General features: G+C 62.9%; 19 protein-coding genes. 11 read left to right on the top strand and 8 right to left on the bottom strand.

Translation table 11 applies throughout. The annotated features are described in order from the left end of the window. Nucleotide 1: 1 nt before the first annotated feature. Nucleotides 2-2,122 carry a transketolase gene (gene tkt / locus IEW81_RS00470; RefSeq protein WP_097061993.1) on the bottom strand — a complete coding sequence of 707 codons (2,121 nt, stop codon included), beginning with the start codon at nt 2,120-2,122 and terminating at the stop codon, nt 2-4. A gap of 249 nt (nt 2,123-2,371) precedes the next feature. Between tkt and IEW81_RS00465 the strand changes: the two genes are divergently transcribed. Then, complete coding sequence (locus IEW81_RS00465; protein WP_097061895.1) at nt 2,372-3,292, top strand: heme o synthase; 921 nt, start codon at nt 2,372-2,374, stop codon at nt 3,290-3,292. A gap of 26 nt (nt 3,293-3,318) precedes the next feature. On the opposite strand, the gene IEW81_RS00460 is transcribed toward IEW81_RS00465, so the two are convergent. Further along, a complete protein-coding gene (locus tag IEW81_RS00460) occupies nt 3,319-4,287 on the bottom strand; it encodes a COX15/CtaA family protein (RefSeq protein ID WP_308421856.1) in 969 nt (322 codons plus the stop codon). Between the two features lie 307 nt (nt 4,288-4,594). On the opposite strand from IEW81_RS00460, the gene sufB reads away from it, so the two are divergent. Genes sufB through IEW81_RS00435 form a run of 5 tightly spaced genes read left to right on the top strand, consistent with a single transcriptional unit; the run spans nt 4,595 to nt 8,720 of the window. Next, nucleotides 4,595-6,013, top strand: a complete 1,419-nt coding sequence (gene sufB, locus IEW81_RS00455) for a Fe-S cluster assembly protein SufB (RefSeq protein ID WP_097061896.1) — start codon at nt 4,595-4,597, stop codon at nt 6,011-6,013. A 31-nt stretch (nt 6,014-6,044) separates the two neighbouring features. Next, nucleotides 6,045-7,256: a Fe-S cluster assembly protein SufD gene (sufD, locus tag IEW81_RS00450; protein ID WP_373285376.1), complete on the top strand. Its 1,212-nt coding sequence runs from the start codon at nt 6,045-6,047 to the stop codon at nt 7,254-7,256. Continuing rightward, complete coding sequence (locus tag IEW81_RS00445) at nt 7,253-7,585, top strand: non-heme iron oxygenase ferredoxin subunit (protein WP_097061898.1); 333 nt, start codon at nt 7,253-7,255, stop codon at nt 7,583-7,585. Before sufD ends, IEW81_RS00445 begins: the two co-directional genes overlap by 4 nt. Before the next feature lie 36 nt (nt 7,586-7,621). Further along, entirely contained in the window at nt 7,622-8,386 is a 765-nt protein-coding gene (gene sufC / locus IEW81_RS00440) for a Fe-S cluster assembly ATPase SufC (RefSeq protein WP_097061899.1), read from the top strand. A 4-nt stretch (nt 8,387-8,390) separates the two neighbouring features. Then, on the top strand, nt 8,391-8,720 hold the full coding sequence (locus tag IEW81_RS00435) for a metal-sulfur cluster assembly factor (RefSeq protein WP_097061900.1): 330 nt from the start codon (nt 8,391-8,393) through the stop codon (nt 8,718-8,720). A 366-nt stretch (nt 8,721-9,086) separates the two neighbouring features. Here the strand turns inward: IEW81_RS00435 and IEW81_RS00430 are convergent, their stop codons facing one another. After that, nucleotides 9,087-9,707, bottom strand: coding sequence for a biotin transporter BioY (locus IEW81_RS00430; protein WP_097061901.1), 621 nt, complete (start codon nt 9,705-9,707; stop codon nt 9,087-9,089). A 143-nt stretch (nt 9,708-9,850) separates the two neighbouring features. On the opposite strand from IEW81_RS00430, the gene IEW81_RS00425 reads away from it, so the two are divergent. Further along, entirely contained in the window at nt 9,851-11,449 is a 1,599-nt protein-coding gene (locus IEW81_RS00425; RefSeq protein ID WP_097061902.1) for an ABC-F family ATP-binding cassette domain-containing protein, read from the top strand. Between the two features lie 21 nt (nt 11,450-11,470). Here the strand turns inward: IEW81_RS00425 and IEW81_RS00420 are convergent, their stop codons facing one another. Genes IEW81_RS00420 through IEW81_RS00410 form a run of 3 tightly spaced genes read right to left on the bottom strand, consistent with a single transcriptional unit; the run spans nt 11,471 to nt 12,841 of the window. Then, complete coding sequence (locus IEW81_RS00420) at nt 11,471-12,316, bottom strand: SURF1 family cytochrome oxidase biogenesis protein (protein ID WP_097061903.1); 846 nt, start codon at nt 12,314-12,316, stop codon at nt 11,471-11,473. Next, on the bottom strand, nt 12,313-12,543 hold the full coding sequence (locus IEW81_RS00415; protein WP_097061904.1) for a hypothetical protein: 231 nt from the start codon (nt 12,541-12,543) through the stop codon (nt 12,313-12,315). The genes IEW81_RS00420 and IEW81_RS00415 overlap by 4 nt, the downstream gene beginning before the upstream one ends. 13 nt (nt 12,544-12,556) lie before the next feature. Beyond that, nucleotides 12,557-12,841: a DUF3099 domain-containing protein gene (locus tag IEW81_RS00410; protein WP_097061905.1), complete on the bottom strand. Its 285-nt coding sequence runs from the start codon at nt 12,839-12,841 to the stop codon at nt 12,557-12,559. A gap of 113 nt (nt 12,842-12,954) precedes the next feature. On the opposite strand from IEW81_RS00410, the gene fabG reads away from it, so the two are divergent. Next, nucleotides 12,955-13,689 carry a 3-oxoacyl-ACP reductase FabG gene (fabG, locus tag IEW81_RS00405; RefSeq protein ID WP_097061906.1) on the top strand — a complete coding sequence of 245 codons (735 nt, stop codon included), beginning with the start codon at nt 12,955-12,957 and terminating at the stop codon, nt 13,687-13,689. Nucleotides 13,690-13,699: 10 nt separating this feature from the next. On the opposite strand, the gene serB is transcribed toward fabG, so the two are convergent. Continuing rightward, complete coding sequence (serB, locus tag IEW81_RS00400; RefSeq protein WP_097061907.1) at nt 13,700-14,338, bottom strand: phosphoserine phosphatase SerB; 639 nt, start codon at nt 14,336-14,338, stop codon at nt 13,700-13,702. A gap of 29 nt (nt 14,339-14,367) precedes the next feature. Continuing rightward, complete coding sequence (locus IEW81_RS00395) at nt 14,368-15,606, bottom strand: glucose-1-phosphate adenylyltransferase (RefSeq protein ID WP_097061908.1); 1,239 nt, start codon at nt 15,604-15,606, stop codon at nt 14,368-14,370. Between the two features lie 77 nt (nt 15,607-15,683). Between IEW81_RS00395 and glgA the strand changes: the two genes are divergently transcribed. From glgA to IEW81_RS00380, 3 genes are all read left to right on the top strand, one after another. After that, entirely contained in the window at nt 15,684-16,865 is a 1,182-nt protein-coding gene (gene glgA, locus IEW81_RS00390) for a glycogen synthase (RefSeq protein ID WP_097061909.1), read from the top strand. Nucleotides 16,866-16,897: 32 nt separating this feature from the next. Then, complete coding sequence (locus tag IEW81_RS00385) at nt 16,898-17,680, top strand: ABC transporter ATP-binding protein (RefSeq protein ID WP_097061910.1); 783 nt, start codon at nt 16,898-16,900, stop codon at nt 17,678-17,680. 124 nt (nt 17,681-17,804) lie between these two features. Then, a complete protein-coding gene (locus IEW81_RS00380) occupies nt 17,805-18,062 on the top strand; it encodes a type B 50S ribosomal protein L31 (RefSeq protein WP_097061911.1) in 258 nt (85 codons plus the stop codon). The last annotated feature ends 64 nt before the right edge of the window (nt 18,063-18,126 follow it).

Genomic DNA, 18,126 nt, shown 5'->3' with positions numbered 1-18,126 from the left:
CTTATGCCTTAGGGCTTGTCGTGAGGGGCGCAACGGCCGCGAGCGATTCCCTGGCTGCGGCCACGGCGGCCTCGGTGGTGATTCCGAACTCACGGAACAGGGTCTTGTAGTCGGCCGACGCTCCGTAGTGCTCTATCGACACGCTCCGACCGGCATCCCCGACGTATCCGCGCCAAGTCAGTGCGATGCCGGCTTCGATGGAGACGCGAGCCTTCACCGCTACGGGGAAGACGGATTCGCGGTAGGCGGCATCCTGCTCCTCGAACCACTCGAGGCTCGGCACCGAGACGACACGCGCATTCACACCGTCGGCCTTCAGTACTTCGCGGGCTTCGACTGCGATCTGCAACTCGGATCCGGTCGCCATCAGGATGATGTCAGGCGTTCCGCCGGGTGCTTCGACCAGAATGTATGCGCCCTTCGCAACGTGCTTCGCAGACGCAAAGGTCTCGCCGCTGGCAACATCGTCACCCCGTTCGAACACCGGGATGTTCTGGCGGGTCAGGGCGATGCCCGCCGGGCCTTTACGTCGCTCGAGGATGGTCTTCCATGCCCACGCGGTTTCGTTCGCGTCACCGGGGCGCACCACGTCCAGGTGGGGGATCGCGCGAAGAGCAGCGAGTTGCTCGATCGGCTGGTGAGTCGGACCATCCTCGCCGAGAGCGACCGAGTCATGGGTCCAGACGTAGATCGCCGGTGACTTCATGAGCGCAGCGAGTCGAACTGCCGGTCGCATGTAATCACTGAAGATCAGGAACGTTCCGCCGTACGGGCGAGTGTTTCCGTGAAGCACGATTCCATTCAGGATCGCCCCCATCGCGTGCTCGCGGATTCCGAAGTGCAGCGTGCGACCGTAGGGATCACCCGTCCACTCGTGGGTGGAGTGCTCGCTCGGGATGAATGATCTCGCACCGTCGATCGTGGTGTTGTTGGATTCTGCCAGGTCGGCTGAACCGCCCCAGAGCTCGGGGATGACAGGGCCGAGCGCGCTGAGCACCTTGCCGCTGGCGGCACGGGTAGACATCTCTTTGCCCGCTTCGAACACCGGGAGCGCATCCTCGACGCCGTCGGGCAATGCACCGGAGAGAATCCGGTCGAGAAGCACCTTCTTATCAGGTTGGGCTGTGGCCCAGGCCTCGAACTGCACGTTCCACAGGTCGTGAGCTGCCTTGCCGCGGTCGATGGCCTTACGGGTGTGCTCGATGACCTCGGGGGCGACCTGGAAGGTCTGCTCCGGATCGAACCCGAGCACCTCCTTGACGGCGGCGAGCTCGTCGCTTCCCAGGGCCGATCCGTGAATCTTGCCCGTGTTCTGCTTCTTCGGGCTGGGCCACCCGATGATCGTCTTCAGGATGATGAGGGACGGCTTATCCGTCACGCCCTGTGCGGCTTCGATTGCAGCGTTCAATTCGACGACGTCTTCTTCGTAGACGCCGGTCTTCTTCCAGTCGACGACCTGGACGTGCCAGTGGTAGGCCTCGTAGCGAGCCCTGACGTCTTCGGTGAAGGCGATGTTGGTGTCGTCCTCGATGGAAATCTGGTTCGAGTCGTAGATTCCGATGAGGTTGCCGAGCTGCTGGTGGCCGGCCAGCGACGATGCCTCACTGGAGACGCCCTCCTGGAGGTCGCCGTCGCCAGCGATGAAGTAGACGAAGTGGTCGAACGGGCTGGTGCCGGCATCGGCATCCGGATCGAAGAGACCGCGCTCGAACCTGCTCGCATACGCGAACCCGACGGCCGACGCTATGCCCTGTCCGAGCGGACCCGTGGTGATCTCGACGCCATCCGTGTGGCCGTACTCCGGATGACCCGGAGTCTTCGAACCCCATGTACGGAGTGCCTTCAGGTCGTCGAGTTCAAGTCCGTAGCCGCCGAAGTACAGCTGCACGTACTGCGTGAGTGAGCTGTGGCCGACCGACAGGATGAAGCGGTCGCGACCGATCCATTCATTGTCCTTAGGGTCGCGACGCATGACCTTCTGGAAGAGCAGGTACGCGGCAGGCGCGAGACTCATCGCGGTACCGGGATGCCCGTTGCCCACCTTCTCCACGGCATCAGCCGCGAGGATCTTTGCGGTGTCTACGGCCTTATTGTCAATGGGATCCCACTGGAGAGTTGCCACGAGGTACTGCACCCTTCTTCAAGCGACGTACCGAGCGTGTCGCCCGGCATACGGTTTTCTGGTTCTGCTGCGGACGACAGTGTCTCCGTCGCGGGGCACCACAACCACCCGGGGGTGAACTTTGGGTGAGGCCGCGAGGGGCAGGCTTTCCCAAGTATAGAGACGGGGGGAAGTTCGCGCCGATACTTGCAGATCGGACAGGTGGGGAGTAGTCAGGCTCCCAGCATCGCGTCGTTTAGAATCGTCTATATGGATGTAGTAATCGAGAACCGTGCCCCACGGGAACGCGTCGGCATCCTCAGGAAGACGAAAGCGTACGTCGCACTCACGAAACCCCGCGTGATCGAACTCCTTTTGGTGACGACGGCACCAGTGATGATCCTGGCTGCTGGCGGAATCCCGAATCTCTGGCTGGTGCTCGGCACCCTGGTCGGCGGGATCATGAGCGCGAGTTCGGCAAACGCGTTCAACTGCTACATCGACCGTGACATCGATCGCGTCATGGACAGGACCAAAAAACGGCCGCTCGTCACGGGCGAGCTCAGCGACCGTGAAGCTTTGGTGTTCGCCTGGATTTCGGGCGTCGCATCGGTGCTCTGGCTGGGGTTGCTCATCAACTGGCTCGCGGCGATGTTGTCCCTCGCCGCCATTCTCTTCTACGTGCTCGTGTACACGCTCGTTTTGAAGCGCCGCACCCCGCAGAACATCGTGTGGGGCGGCGTCGCGGGATGCATGCCCGTGCTCATCGGATGGGCCGCCGTCACCGGCGAGCTGACGTGGGCTCCGGTCATCCTGTTCGGAATCGTCTTCCTCTGGACGCCGCCGCACTACTGGCCGCTGTCGATGAAGTACCGCGCCGATTACCAATCGGTCAACGTTCCGATGCTCGCCGTCGTGCGCGGCCGTACCGTCGTCGGGCTGCAAGTGGTGCTCTACGCGTGGGCCACTGTCGCATGTTCCCTGCTGCTCGTACCGGTGGCCGGGATGGGGATCCTCTACACGTCCGTCGCGCTGGCCGGTGGCGCCTGGTTCATCGTTGAGTCGCACCGGCTCTACAGCACCGCTGTTCGCCATGGGGATGTGCGACCGATGCGCGTATTCCACAGTTCGATCACCTACCTGACGCTGGTGTTCCTCGCCGTCGGAATCGACCCGCTGCTTCCGTTCTAGCAGTCGAAACCCGGCGTCAGCCGCAGCTAGCTCGCGGCAACCCTGACCCGCAGTTCGACCGATACCGCTGGCTGGGCGGCAGCTTTCGGACGCAGGGACAGCATCACGGCTGTCATGGCCGCCACCAGTGCAGCGGCGAGGACCATGTGGACGCCGACCAGCACCTCGGGCAGGCCGAGACGGGCCTGGGCGATGCCGACCAGCACTTGCACGGCCTCGACGGCCAGTAGCGCGATAATCCACCGTCGTTCAACCGGGAATCGCATAATCAGGATGGCCAGTGCCACGGTGAGTGCGACGGTGATGTAGGCGGGCCAGCTATGCACGTGCTGCAGCAACTCGGGGTCGAGCCCGTTGCGTGGGGCTGGCTTATCCGGATTGGAGTTGTCGCCGGCGTGGGGGCCGGAGCCTGTCGTCAGGATGCCGACCCCGACGGTCACCGCGACGGAGACAGCGCTGAGCCTGGCGATGGCCAGGACGCTGACTGGCACGAGGAGTCCGGGTGTGCGGGGCCCGTTATAGACCCTCCACACGAGGATCGTCGTCACCATGACCAGCACGATCGACACGGCGAAGTGTGCGCCGACGACATAGGGGTTGAGGCCGGTGAGGACCGTGATGCCGCCAAGGACCGCCTGGAACGGGATGCTCAGCCCCTGCAGAAGCGTCAGCCTGAACAGGTCCCTGCGCTGGCGACGAAAACGGAAGACGGAAAGGAATGCCGCGATGGTGACAGCAGCAAGCACGAAGGTCAGCAGGCGGTTACCGAATTCGATAACCCCGTGGAGGCCCATCTCCGGCGTATTGACGAAGGAGCCGTCGGTGCACTGGGGCCAGGTCGGACAGCCGAGACCGGATGCGGTCAATCGCACTGCTCCACCGGTGCCGATCAGGGCGACCTGGAAGGCCAGTGACAGCCACGCCGCCACCCGGACCCGCCTATCCACGCCCGACGGCAGCCACTGCAGAAACCCATCAATTACGCGACGCAACACTGAAATACTGTCCTCTCAAGACACCCGCTCCATGATAGGCATCGTTCGCTGGAGATTCCCGCTGAGACCGGGCGCACAAGTCTGGCTGTTTGCCTTCTAAACGGGTGGCGAGCATCCACTGCCTGTAAGATTGAGGCGTTCTACGAACACAACCGCGCCGAACAGTCAATGTTGATGACGGGCATCGAACCCGTCCTGCCAGTACGACGACAGGCCGGAATGAGTGCCGCATCCCAGAGCGCGATGCTGTTCGAAGGAATGCCGCGGCAGCCACCTCGGTTGGCCTAGGTAGGGAAAGAGGAAACCAATGACTGACGTACTGATTGACCGCCCGGAACTCAATGGCCTCGGGCAGTATGAATTCGGGTGGTCCGACTCTGATACTGCTGGCGCATCGGCGCGACGAGGAATCAACGAGGAGGTCGTCACCGACATCTCCCGGCTCAAGAATGAGCCAGAGTCCATGTTGAAGATGCGACTCAAGGGCCTGGAATTATTCCGTCGCAAGCCCATGCCAACCTGGGGCGCCGACCTGTCCGGCATCGACTTCGAGAACATCAAGTATTTCGTGCGCTCCACCGAGAAGCAGGCACAGACCTGGGAAGATCTTCCCGAAGACATCCGCAACACCTATGAGAAGCTCGGCATCCCGGAGGCTGAGCGCAAACGCCTCGTCTCCGGCGTTGCGGCACAGTACGAGTCTGAGGTCGTCTTCCACTCGATCAACGCCGAACTCGAAGCCCAGGGCGTCATTTTCATGGATACGGATACCGCTCTTCGCGAGCACCCCGAATTCTTCGACGAGTACTTCGGCTCGGTCATCCCCGCCGGTGACAACAAGTTTGCGGCGCTGAACACCGCCGTGTGGTCGGGAGGATCGTTCGTTTACGTCCCCAAGGGCGTGCGTGTCGAGATCCCGCTGCAGGCATATTTCCGCATCAACACGGAGAACATGGGCCAGTTCGAGCGCACCCTGATCATCGCCGACGAGGGATCGTACGTGCACTACATCGAGGGATGCACCGCTCCGATCTACAAGTCGGATTCGCTGCACTCGGCCGTGGTCGAGATCATCGTCAAGAAGAACGCGCGAGTGCGCTACACGACGATCCAGAACTGGTCGAACAACGTCTACAACCTCGTCACCAAGCGTGCCATCGCGCACGAGGGCGCGACGATGGAGTGGATCGACGGAAACATCGGTTCCAAGGTGACGATGAAGTACCCCTCGATCTACCTCGTGGGGGAGCACGCCAAGGGCGAGACCCTGTCCGTCGCATTCGCGGGCCCCGGCCAGCACCAGGATGCTGGAGCGAAGATGATCCACATGGCGCCGTACACAACGTCATCCATCGTCTCCAAGTCCATCGCCAGGGGCGGCGGACGCGCTGGCTACCGTGGCGAGGTGCGTGTCGACGAGAAGGCGCATCACTCCGCGAACACCGTGCGTTGTGACGCCCTGTTGGTCGATACCATCTCCCGGTCGGACACGTACCCGTCTATCGACATCCGAGTGGATGACGTGCAGCTCGGACACGAGGCGACAGTTTCGCGAGTCAGCGCAGAGCAGCTCTTCTACCTGCAGTCCCGTGGAATGCCGGAAGACGAGGCCATGGCCATGATCGTGCGTGGATTCATCGAACCGATCGCTCGCGAATTGCCGATGGAGTACGCGCTCGAACTCAACAAGCTCATCGAAATGAGCATGGAAGGCAGCGTCGGATGACCTTCCTCCCAACGTCGAAAGGAACTGTCGGATAGTGACCGTAGTAACCACACCCGAGCAGCTCGGGGCCACGGCCCATAGCGATGGCGGATGGGGAGAACCGGGATACGTTCCCGTGCAGACCCGCTCAGCACGTTTTTCATCGGTGCACCATGACGACTTCCCGGCCGTAACCGGCCTCGAGTCAGACTGGAAGCTCACGCCGGTGAAGCTCGTGCGGCCGCTCATCGACGGGCCGCTCGACGGCTCGATCTACGACTATGTCGCCGATATTCCCTCGGGCGTATCCATCGAATGGGTCGACAGGGACGATGCGCTCGTCGGTCGCGCCGGAACACCGGAGGACCGCGCGTCGGCAAATGCCTGGTCGAGCTTCGACAAGGCCCTTGCGATCACGGTGACCTCCGAAGAGCACGTGAACGTCACGGTGACGCGGTCGGCCCTGGGGAGCACCCCGAGGGCTGCGCATACGGTCATCACGGCGAAGGCGAACAGCAACTCAACAGTGATCCTCGAATCCTCCGGCCCAGCGACGCTGGGCGAGAACGTCGAGATCGTCGTCGAGGATGGTGCGAAACTGACTGTGGTGTCGCTGCAGGAATGGTCGAACGACTCCTCCCAGCTTTCCAGCCACTTCGCGACCGTCGGGCGTGATGCTTTTCTCAAGCACATCGTCGTTTCGCTGAGTGGTGCGGTTGTCAGGCTCAACCCGTCTGTGCACCTCGCGGGTGAGGGTTCTGACGCTGAGCTGTACGGCCTGTACTTCGCTGACGCCGGCCAGCACTTCGAACAGCGCGTCTACCTGCACCACCTCGGCGCAAACACGAAGGGCCGTGTCAATTACAAAGGCGCGCTCCAGGGAGTTGGCGCAAGAACGGTCTGGGTTGGCGATGTGCTGATCGGGCCGGATGCCTCGGGGACGGACAGCTACGAGCAGAATCGCAACCTCGTGCTCACCGAGGGCACCAGGGCCGACTCCATCCCCAACCTCGAGATAGAGACCGGGGACATTTTCGGGGCGGGTCACGCCAGCGCGACCGGGCGTTTCGATGACGAACAGCTGTTCTACCTGCAGTCGCGGGGCATCAGTGAAGCCGAAGCCCGTCGACTCGTGGTAATCGGGTTCCTGTCTGAGATCGTTCAGAAGGTCGGGAACTCCGAGCTCGAAGCCCGACTCCACTCGGCGATCGAAGCCGAGCTATCCCTCACAGCGGGAGTGACAACTGCGGGAGTGACACAGTGACCGCCGAACGGATCTGCACCACCGCGGAGCTTCAGACCGACAAGGCTTTCCGAGTCGTAATCGAAGGCGAGGCCATCGTGGTCGTGAAAGATTCGACCGGTGCCGTGCACGCCATCGGGGACACCTGCACCCACGGTGACATTTCGCTGGCCGAGGGTTTCGTCGAAGACAACGCCATCGAATGCTGGGCACACGGTTCGCAGTTTTCCCTCGCCACGGGAAAGCCCCTCAACCTCCCGGCCTACGAGCCGGTGCCGGTCTACAACGTCAACGTCGATGATTCGGGTGTCGTCTATATCGACCCCGCCAACAAGACACTGGCCTCCTGACCCAGCACGGTCATGGCCCCAACAGGAAACAGAGCAATGTCAGTACTTGAAGTCAAAGATCTCCACGTCAGTGTCGAGACCGAGCAGGGCACCAAACAGATCTTGAATGGTGTCGATCTCACGATCGCGCAGGGCGAGATCCACGCGATCATGGGGCCGAACGGATCGGGGAAGTCGACCCTCGCGTATACGATCGCTGGACATCCGAAATACCACGTCGAGGGCGGCTCTGTGCTGCTCGACGGCGTCGAGGTGCTCACCATGAGCGTCGACGAGCGTGCGCGCGCAGGGCTGTTCCTGGCGATGCAGTATCCCGTCGAGATTCCGGGTGTGCGTATGGCCGACTTCCTCCGCACCGCCAAAACCGCGCTCAATGGCGAAGCCCCCGCCCTGCGACCCTGGATCAAAGAGGTGGCCGAGGCCATGAAGAGCCTGCGCATGGAGAAGGCGTTCTCCGAGCGCAACGTCAACGAGGGTTTCTCCGGGGGAGAGAAGAAGCGACACGAGATCCTGCAACTGGAACTGCTCAAGCCCAAGTTCGCTATCCTCGACGAGACCGACTCCGGGCTCGACGTCGACGCACTGAAGATCGTCTCAGAGGGCGTCAATCGCGCCAAGGAGGCCAACAACCTCGGTGTGCTGCTGATCACCCACTACACGCGGATCCTTCGTTACATCACCCCGGATTTCGTCCATGTATTCGTCGATGGTCGCGTGGCTGAAGAAGGCGGAGCCGAGCTTGCCGATCGCCTCGAAAACGAGGGCTACGATCGCTTTCTCACCGACACGAGCGTAGCCTAGGCCTATGTCGACTGCTCTAGCTCCCGCCCTGTTCGACCAGGTCGAAGAGGGACTCAAAGACGTGATGGACCCCGAGCTCGGGGTGAACATCGTCGATCTCGGTCTCATCTACGACCTCAGCTGGGACCCGGAAAGCGACGCGCTGATCATCAGCATGACGCTGACCTCGGCCGGATGCCCGCTCACCGACATCATCGAGGAGCAGATCGCCCAGTCTCTCGATGGCATCGTCGACGCGTTCAGGATCAACTGGGTCTGGATGCCGCCGTGGGGTGCAGAGAAGATCACCGATGACGGCCGCGACATGATGCGCGCCCTCGGGTTCTCCATCTAGCTTTCGATCCTGCAGGATCCAAGAACGGCCCGGGCGGAACCATCGTCCGGGCCGTTTCCTCTGTTGCGCTGCCGCCGCCGCCGCCGCCGCCGCCGCCGCCGTGCTCGTGCCGCTGCTCCCTTCCGAAATGACGGAGAAGTTGTCCATCTGCGGGTACCTGCCCCCGCAATCACGCGGCAAGCATCGATCGAGTCCGTCATTTCGGAAGAAAAAAGGCACGGGAGTGCCGCAGGTGCTGAGGGATCCCGTTCTTGACGGATGCCCGCCGCGGTGAGTGTCAGGCGCCGCCGCCTCCTGGCTTCACGCACGTGAAAACGGCCCGTGCGACTGATCGCACGGGCCGTTCCTTGTGACTGGCTGAGGTGTTTACTGGTGTGCGTTCTTCTTGTCGCGACGACCAACCGCGACCCACGCGAGGGTGATGATCCCCGCGCCGAGGATGGATTTTACGATTCCGCCGAGGATGAACGGGTAGAGTCCGGCGGTCAGCACGGAATTCAGGTCGTTCGGCACTCCGACAGCGCCGAGGTAGGTTGCCAGCCACGGAAGACCGAAGGCGAAGGTCACCACGGATCCCGCGAGGAACGCGACGAAAGCACGAAGCAGCTTGCGGTCCCACTCACGCTGGGCGAGCCATCCGGTGAGAATCGCGGCGAAGATGAAACCGATGATGTAGCCACCGCTCGGGCCCGCAATAACGCCCCAGCCTGACGACGATTCACTGAATACGGGCAGACCGACGACTCCCAGAATCGCGTACAGCACCATGGAGAGTCCACCGCGAACTGCTCCGAGGGTCACGCCCACGAGCAGCACAGCGAGCGTCTGGCCGGTGATCGGAACCGGCCATAGCGGAACCGCGATCTGCGCGGAAACGGCTGTCAACGCTGCGCCAGCGATGATCAGAACAACATCCATCACGCGGGTACGGCTCACAATACGGTCGGCCAGCGTGGGGCGCCCGAGGGCCAGGGTCAGGTTGCTCAAAAATTACTCCTCGACGAGGTGGAAAGGGATCGGGGCCGAGCGCACCGTTCCACGAAGTAGACTAACTGGCTGGTGCGCTGTTGGGTCGCACCCTTCCCCTCCAAAAGAACTGGCCACTCTTTGTTAGTTTAAGGATCATCGCTGTGCTCTCTGTGCACGATCTCGAGCTGCGCGTAGGCGCACGCCTCCTGATGGACGAGGTTTCGTTCCGGGTTGACCGAGGAGACAAGATCGGACTGGTCGGGCGCAACGGCGCTGGTAAGACGACACTGACGAAAACCCTGGCGGGGGAGATGCAGCCAGCAGCCGGTCGCATCGATCGCACCGGCGAGATCGGCTACCTGCCCCAGGACCCACGCTCGGGCAACCCTGAAGATCTCGCGCGTACCCGGATTCTCGACGCCCGCGGCCTCGGATCGATAGTGCTGGGCATGACCCAGTCCATGCAGGACATGGCGAGCTCAGACGGTGCAGTCAGTTCAGCGGCGATGAAGAAGTACGGCAGTCTCGAAGAGCGGTTCACCGCACTCGGTGGCTACGCCGCCGAGGCCGAAGCCGCCTCGATCGCGAGCAACCTGAGCCTGCCTGACCACATCCTCGACCAGAAGCTCTCGACCCTCTCCGGTGGCCAGCGCCGCCGCATCGAACTCGCGAGGATCCTGTTCTCCGGCGCAGACACGATGCTGCTGGATGAGCCCACCAACCACCTCGATGCTGATTCCGTCGTCTGGCTGCGCGAGTTCCTCAAGGGTTTCCAGGGCGGCCTGATCGTGATCACCCACGATGTGAACCTCGTCGAGGAGACCGTCAACAAGGTCTTCTACCTGGACGCGAACCGCCAAACGATCGACCAGTACAACATGGGCTGGAAGAACTACCACAAGCAGCGCGCGGCCGATGAGGAGCGTCGCAAGAAGGAACGCGTCAACGCAGAGAAGAAGGCAGGGGTGCTCACCACGCAGGCGGCGAAATTCGGCGCCAAGGCATCGAAGGCGGCTGCCGCGCACCAGATGGTGGCCCGCGCAGAGAAGTTGCTCGCCGGTCTCGACGAGGTCAGAACTGTCGACAGGGTCGCCAAGCTGCGATTCCCGGACCCGGCACCCTGCGGCCGCACCCCACTCATGGCATCCAATCTCAGTAAGAGCTACGGCTCGCTCGAGATCTTCACTGCCGTGGATCTCGCGATCGACCGCGGCTCGAAAGTGGTCATCCTTGGATTCAATGGTGCAGGAAAGACGACGCTACTGAGGATGCTCGCTGGAGTCGACAAGCCGGACACCGGTCAGATTGAACCGGGGCACGGATTACGAGTCGGATATTACGCGCAAGAGCACGAGACGATCGACGTCAAGCGCACGGTGCTCCAGAACATGGTCTCGTCCTCCCTCAGTATCACTGAGATGGAAGCGCGACGGGTTCTCGGTTCCTTCCTCTTCACGGGCGACGACGGTCACAAACTTGCGGGGGTACTCTCCGGTGGCGAGAAGACTCGACTGGCCCTGGCCATGATCGTGGTGAGCGGCGCCAACGTGCTGCTGCTCGACGAGCCCACCAACAACCTCGACCCAGCGAGCCGCGAGGAGATCCTGGGCGCCCTCGCGAGCTACAGCGGCGCCGTCGTGCTCGTGAGCCACGACGAGGGCGCAGTGGAGGCGCTGAATCCCGAGCGCGTGCTGATCCTGCCCGACGGCATCGAGGATCATTGGAACAAGGACTACGCCGAGCTGATCTCGCTCGCGTAGGCCCTATGGTCCCGGATCGGCCTAGCGGCCGGCGTGATCGAGGATCGCATCCTCGGCCTCGGCATCGGTCGGGCCTTTAGCCTCGGCCTTGCGGCGTCTCGCCTCGGCCCGCTGCCGTTCCTGCGGATCATCGGCGTTCTTCGCGCGATACTCCTGCCTGACGGCCCAGCCCAGCGCGATGAAGGCCATGATGCCGAACACGATCCACTGGAAGGCGTACGAGAGGTGTGGGCCCTCGTCTGCGACCGGTTTGGTGACTGCGACCGGGATAGCTGAGGAGGCGGGATCCTCGCTCGCCAGCAGTCCGTAGGCTCTCGAGTAGATCGGTCGATCGATGATGCCGGCGATGGTGTCCAGATTGATCGTGGCGACCTGCCCGTCAGGAGCCGATCGACCGGGGATGTTGGGCTCACCGCCCTTGAGCCTCGCGACCACGGTCACCTCCCCGGTGGGAACCCGGGGGATGACATCAGGGGTGTCCTGTTCGTTGCCAGCCCTGATCCAGCCGCGGTCGACGATGAAGACAGACCCGTCCGCGAGCTGGAAGGGCACAAGCTGTTCGAATCCCGCATTACCGTCGAGCGGCCGCCCCCGAGCGAGCAGCTCGTCATCGCTGAGGTACCTGCCGGTGAGGATGACCGGAGTCCACTTGTCGGCGGGGTCGAAAGAGTCGAGAGTCGTGAGCACCTCGTCGACGTTCCTGGGCGCCGCGGCCCAGTTCGTGTCGACACGCTCGATCTCGGCGCGCGCCTCGTCGCGCCGCGCGATCTGCCAGTAGGAGAGGCCGGCGCATCCGATCGCGAAGATGATGACGAGCGCAAGGTAGCCCAGCCAGCGTCGGGAGAAGGCGAATCCCCAGCCCTTCATGACGGGACCGAATCCACGGCCTGGTCGAGGCTCGTGGTCAGCACGGGGAAGCCTCGTGATTGAAGATAGTCGTGAAGGAATTCGGTGTGGTCGTCACACGCCAGCCACACCTTCACGCGATCGACATTGTGGATTCGCGGATTGCGCCAGTTCACTTTCGCCGTAGCGGGATTCGTGCATCCCGCGCGGGAGCACGTGTCGACGAGAGGAGCATCCACGCCGATCATCGTTCACTTCCGGTCATTCGTCCCGAGCACCGGCGGAACGGTAGGGGACAGGGAGCATCGATGCCGGTCGCTCCACGACGCCACCTTCTTTGTAGCCGACGTTCGCGATGACCACGGCGATGTACGGCAACAGGACGGCCCCGATGACGAACGCAAGAAGCCACCACCCCTGCGCGAAGAAGCACGCTATCACACAGGCGACGCGCACCCCCATCGCTATGCCATACCGCACCATACGGCGCCTCTGATCGTCTTTCGGCGATTCGGGAAGCGACGTGATCGACTGCTTCTGGTTCACATTGCCCGCTCTGCTGTGCTCTGCCGCGAAGACCCAGACGCGGACACCTGAGCGCCCGGATGGCGCCAGATACCAAGCCTACGACGCAATCGCGCGACTATATGCTGGAGCGCATGACCACCGCAATACTCACAGCAGATTTCACACCTAGGACCGTGCTCGTGACGGGAGGAAACCGGGGAATCGGGTGGGCCATAGCCCAGGAATTCATCGCCGAGGGTCATCGGGTCGCCGTGACAGCGCGCTCGGGACGTGGGCCGGAAGGGTCGCTCACCGTCATCGCCGATGTCACGGACGGGGTCAGTCTCGACGCCGCGTTCGCGGTGATCGAGGCACAGCTCGGTGCTGTCGAGATTCTCGTGGCTAACGCGGGCGTGACGAGGGACACCCTGCTGATGCGCATGTCCGACGACGATTTCACCGAAGTGATCGACACCAACCTCAGCGGAGCGTTCCGGGTGGTCAAGCGCGCGTCGAAGTCGATGATGAAGGCGCGGTTCGGGCGGATCATCCTCGTGTCCAGTGTCGTGGGCCTCCTCGGATCCGCCGGGCAGGTGAATTACGCCGCCTCGAAGAGCGGGCTCGTGGGCCTGGCAAGATCAGTGACGCGTGAATTGGGCAGTCGTGGCATCACTGCGAACGTCGTCGCTCCCGGTTTCGTCGAAACGGACATGACCGCCGCTCTCCCCGACGAGCAGCAGAAGGCATACCTCAAGCAGATTCCCGCGAACCGGTTCGCCAGCCCGCTCGAGGTCGCTCGGGTCATCACCTGGCTTGCTGGCGACAGTGCCGGATATATCTCAGGAGCGGTCATCCCAGTGGATGGCGGTCTCGGGATGGGTCACTGACCCGGTGGAATCAGCCGCGAAGCCCGAGAAGCGGCAGCACCTGTGACAGGTCCCTGATGTCGAGCAGTACGCTGGCCAGGTCTCGCACCGGGGCTTTGGCGTCGAAGCCCACCGCGAGGCCCGCGATAGCCATCATCTCGAGATCGTTGGCGCCGTCTCCGACAGCGACAGTGCGGGACAGCGGCACACCGCAGTCGACTGCCCACTCTCGCAATGTTGCAGCTTTCGCCGCGGCATCCACGATTCTTCCGGTCAGGCCTCCGGTGAGGATGCCGTCGGAGACCTCCAGGCGGTTCGCCCGGCAGTAGTCGAGCCCGAGTTCGCTGGCTATGGGATCGACGATCTCGTGGAATCCGCCAGACACCACACCGACCCGACCGGAGGCCGCGTGGATGCCAGCAATCATCTCGGGCACGCCCCTCGTCACCGTGACCTGAGCGGCGACTGTCTCGAAAACCGATTCTGGAAGCCCCCTCAGGGTGGCCACACGTGCCCGAAGACTCTCTTCGAAGTCGAGCTCACCGTTCATGGCCTGGTGGGTGATCGACTCGACCTCGGAGAGGGAGCCGGCATGGCCCGCGAGAAGTTCGATCACCTCGTTTTCGATGAGGGTGGAGTCGACATCGAGCACGACGAGGAAGCGGGGCATGGGGGTGGGGCCTTCCTAGAGATGCGCGATCAGGTGACGATGACGCCCTTGCCGACGACGGTGATTCCCGTCTCCGTGACCGTGAAGCCGCGCGCACGGTCCGCGTCGTGGTCGACACCGACCGAGGCACCCTCGCTGATGACGACCTCTTTGTCGAGAATAGCGCGTCGGATCGTCGAGTTCGGCGCGATCCTGACCTTCTCGAAGATGACGGAGTCGACGACGCTGGCGCCGGATTCGACAACCACCCACGGGCCGATCATGCTCCGTTCGATGTGGGATCCAGAGATCACGCAGCCGAGCGAAACAATCGAATCGATTGTCGTTCCCTGGTTGCCCAGTGCATCCCTGACGAATTTGGCCGGGGGAGAATTGAGTTGCTGGCTGAAGATCGGCCATTCCGTGTTGTACAGGTTGAAGATGGGCAACGCCGCAATCAGATCCTGATGAGCGTCGAAGAACGACTCGATCGTGCCGACATCCCGCCAGTAAAAGCGGTCGCGCTCGGTGGAACCCGGGACGACATTGCGGTTCAGGTCGTAGACACCCGCGAGTCCGAGCGACACGAAATCCGGAACGATGTCGCCACCCATGTCGTGATTGGAGTCAGAACGTTCCCCATCGCGCTGCACCGCATCCATCAGGACGTCGGCGTTGAAGATGTAGTTTCCCATGGAGGCGAGCACCTCATCGGGAGAGTCGGCAAGCCCGATCGGCTTCTGCGGCTTCTCGTGGAATGCCGCGATCTTCGACGGGTTGTCGACGTCGACTTCGATCACGCCGAATTGGTCGGCGAGGGAGATGGGCTGGCGAATCGCCGCCACCGTGACACCGAATCCGGATGCGATGTGGGCCTCGACCATCTGGCTGAAATCCATGCGGTACACGTGGTCAGCACCGACGACGATGACGATGTCGGGCTTTTCATCGCGAAGCAGGTTGAGGCTCTGCAGGATGGCATCGGCCGAACCGCTGAACCAGCGCTTGCCTAGTCGCTGCTGGGCGGGCACGGAGGCGACGTACGCGTTCAGCAATCCGCTCAGTCGCCACGTCTGGGAGACGTGACGGTCGAGGCTGTGCGATTTGTACTGCGTAAGCACCACGATCTGGCGCAGTCCCGAGTTGATGAGATTACTCAGGGCGAAGTCAATCAATCGGTAGCCCCCGGCGAAGGGAACTGCGGGCTTAGCCCGGTCAGCCGTGAGGGGCATGAGCCGCTTGCCTTCACCGCCGGCGAGGACGATGCCGAAGATCTTCTTTGATGACATAGGGCAACAGTATTAGAGGTCGGCGATGTTGCGTAACCGCTTGTTTGCCGACCCGCCGGGTGCAGTAGCGTTTTGGTATGCGCGTAGACCTGATCAGCCGTGAATACCCGCCGGAGGTGTACGGCGGAGCCGGCGTACACGTCGCCGAACTTGTCAGGGCGCTTCGCGGCGACCTCGATATCGTCGTGCGATGTTTCGGTGCCCCTCGGGACGAGAGCGGCGTGTACTCGTACCCGGTTCCGTCAGGACTGGCGTCGGCCAACCCGGCACTGGCGACCCTCGGAGTAGACCTGCAGATCGCACAGGATGTGGCTGGCGCCGACCTTGTGCACTCCCACACCTGGTACGCCAACGCAGCCGGTCACCTCGCCTCGATGCTTCACGGCATTCCACATGTCGTGACCGCGCACAGTCTCGAGCCGCTCCGACCCTGGAAGGCCGAGCAACTCGGTGGTGGATACCGGGTGTCGAGTTGGATCGAGAGCACCGCATTCACAGGGGCGGCGGCCATCATCGCGGTCAGTGACGGCATGCGCCGTGACATCCTGCGCTCCTACCCCTGGCTCGACGAGCAGAAGGTCATCACCGTGCACAACGGCATCGACCTTGCCCACTGGAAGCCTGTGGATGACCCGGACCTGGTGCGCGAACTGGGAATCGATCCCGACCGCCCGTCGGTGGTGTTCGTGGGCAGGATCACTCGCCAAAAAGGCCTCCCGTACCTGCTGCGCGCCGCCGCGTTGCTGCCACCGGAAGTGCAGCTCGTGCTCTGCGCCGGTGCCCCGGATACACCGGAAATCCTCGCCGAGGTCGCGGCCGGCGTGAAGGCGCTGCAGGCACAGCGTTCGGGCGTCGTGTGGATCGACAGGCTCCTGAGCCAGCACGACCTTTCTGCGGTGCTGAGCCAGGCCACGACCTTCGTCTGCCCCTCAGTGTACGAGCCACTCGGAATCGTGAACCTCGAGGCCATGGCGTGCGGTGTGCCGGTCGTGGGTACGGCGACGGGCGGAATTCCCGAGGTCATCGTCGACGGTCTCACCGGGAGACTCGTCCCCATCGACCAGGCCGATGACGGGACCGGAACACCGACCGACCCGGAGAAGTTCGTGGCCGATCTTGCGGCAGCGCTCACCGAGGTCGTCAGCGATCCGGCGAAGGCGCGGAAGATGGGTGCGGCAGGCCGCGTTCGTGCGGAGACCGACTTCAGCTGGGTCACCATCGCTGCCAGAACGCGGGAGATCTACGCGAGTCTCACCTAGGTCCCGCTCCTCACACCGTAGGCTGAGGGATCATGGCAAGTGTGCTGCAGTTTACCGATGTGACCGTCGTCCGCGACGGCAATCCGATCCTCAAATCCGCGAACTGGACGGTGGATGCCGCTGACCGCTGGGTGATTCTCGGCCCGAACGGTGCCGGGAAGACCACGCTCCTCCAGCTGGCCGCAGCGCAGATGCACCCGAGTTCAGGTCGGGTTCAGATCCTCGATGACAGGCTGGGCAGGGCCGACGTGTTCGACCTTCGGCCACGAATCGGATTTGCCTCGAGCGCGCTGGCCCGCAAGGTTCCCCGTGACGAGCGCGTCATCGACGTCGTGCTCACGGCGGCGTACTCGGTGACGGGCCGTTGGAACGAGTCGTATGAAGAGGTGGATGTCAAGCGCGCCCAGCGCGTGCTTGGGGAATGGAAGCTCACTCACCTCGAAGATCGCCGATTCGGCGATCTCAGCGACGGCGAGCAGAAGCGGGTGCAGATCGCGCGATCAGTGATGACCGACCCCGAACTGCTGCTGCTTGACGAGCCTGCCGCGAGCCTGGACCTCGGTGCACGCGAAGAGCTGGTGGGGCTTCTGGGGGGCTTCGCCTCAGCCGACAGTTCTCCCGCGATCGTCATGGTGACTCACCACGTCGAAGAGATTCCTCCGGGATTCAGCCACGCAATGCTGCTCGCCCATGGGGAGATCACGGCCGCTGGAGTAATCGACGAGGTCATCACCTCCGAGAGTCTCAGCGATGCGTTCGGGCTGCCCCTGGTTGTCACCAACGAGAACCGCCGATTCACCGCGCGGGCTGCCTGAATTTTTGGTAGTCTCGTATGTCGGCTCCATGTGAGCAGGCTTGAGCGCCCGCCGCTCCCTCAATCGTCAAGCACCCTCCGGCGCAAGATCCTCTTGCGCACGATACCAAGCTGAAGGAACGTTCATGAAGACCGACATCCACCCCACGTACAACGCGATCGTGTTCCGCGACCTCGCGTCGGGCGCCACGTTCCTCACGCGTTCGACCGCGACCAGCAGCAAGACGATCGACCTCGACGGCGTCACGTACCCCGTGATCGATGTCGAGATCTCGTCGGAGTCGCACCCGTTCTACACGGGTAAGCAGCGCATCATGGACTCCGCGGGCCGTGTCGAAAAGTTCAACTCGCGCTACGCGGGCTTCGGTACCAAGAAGGACTAGTTCTTCAGGTTTCAGCGAAAGGCGGCCCACGGGCCGCCTTTCGTGGTTAACGGTGAACTGTGCT

It is taken from the genome of Salinibacterium xinjiangense (genome assembly GCF_014645015.1).
GTDB lineage: Bacteria > Actinomycetota > Actinomycetes > Actinomycetales > Microbacteriaceae > Rhodoglobus > Rhodoglobus xinjiangensis.
Note: the sequence above shows the minus strand (reverse complement) of the source record. Positions and strands in the feature narration are given on the sequence as shown.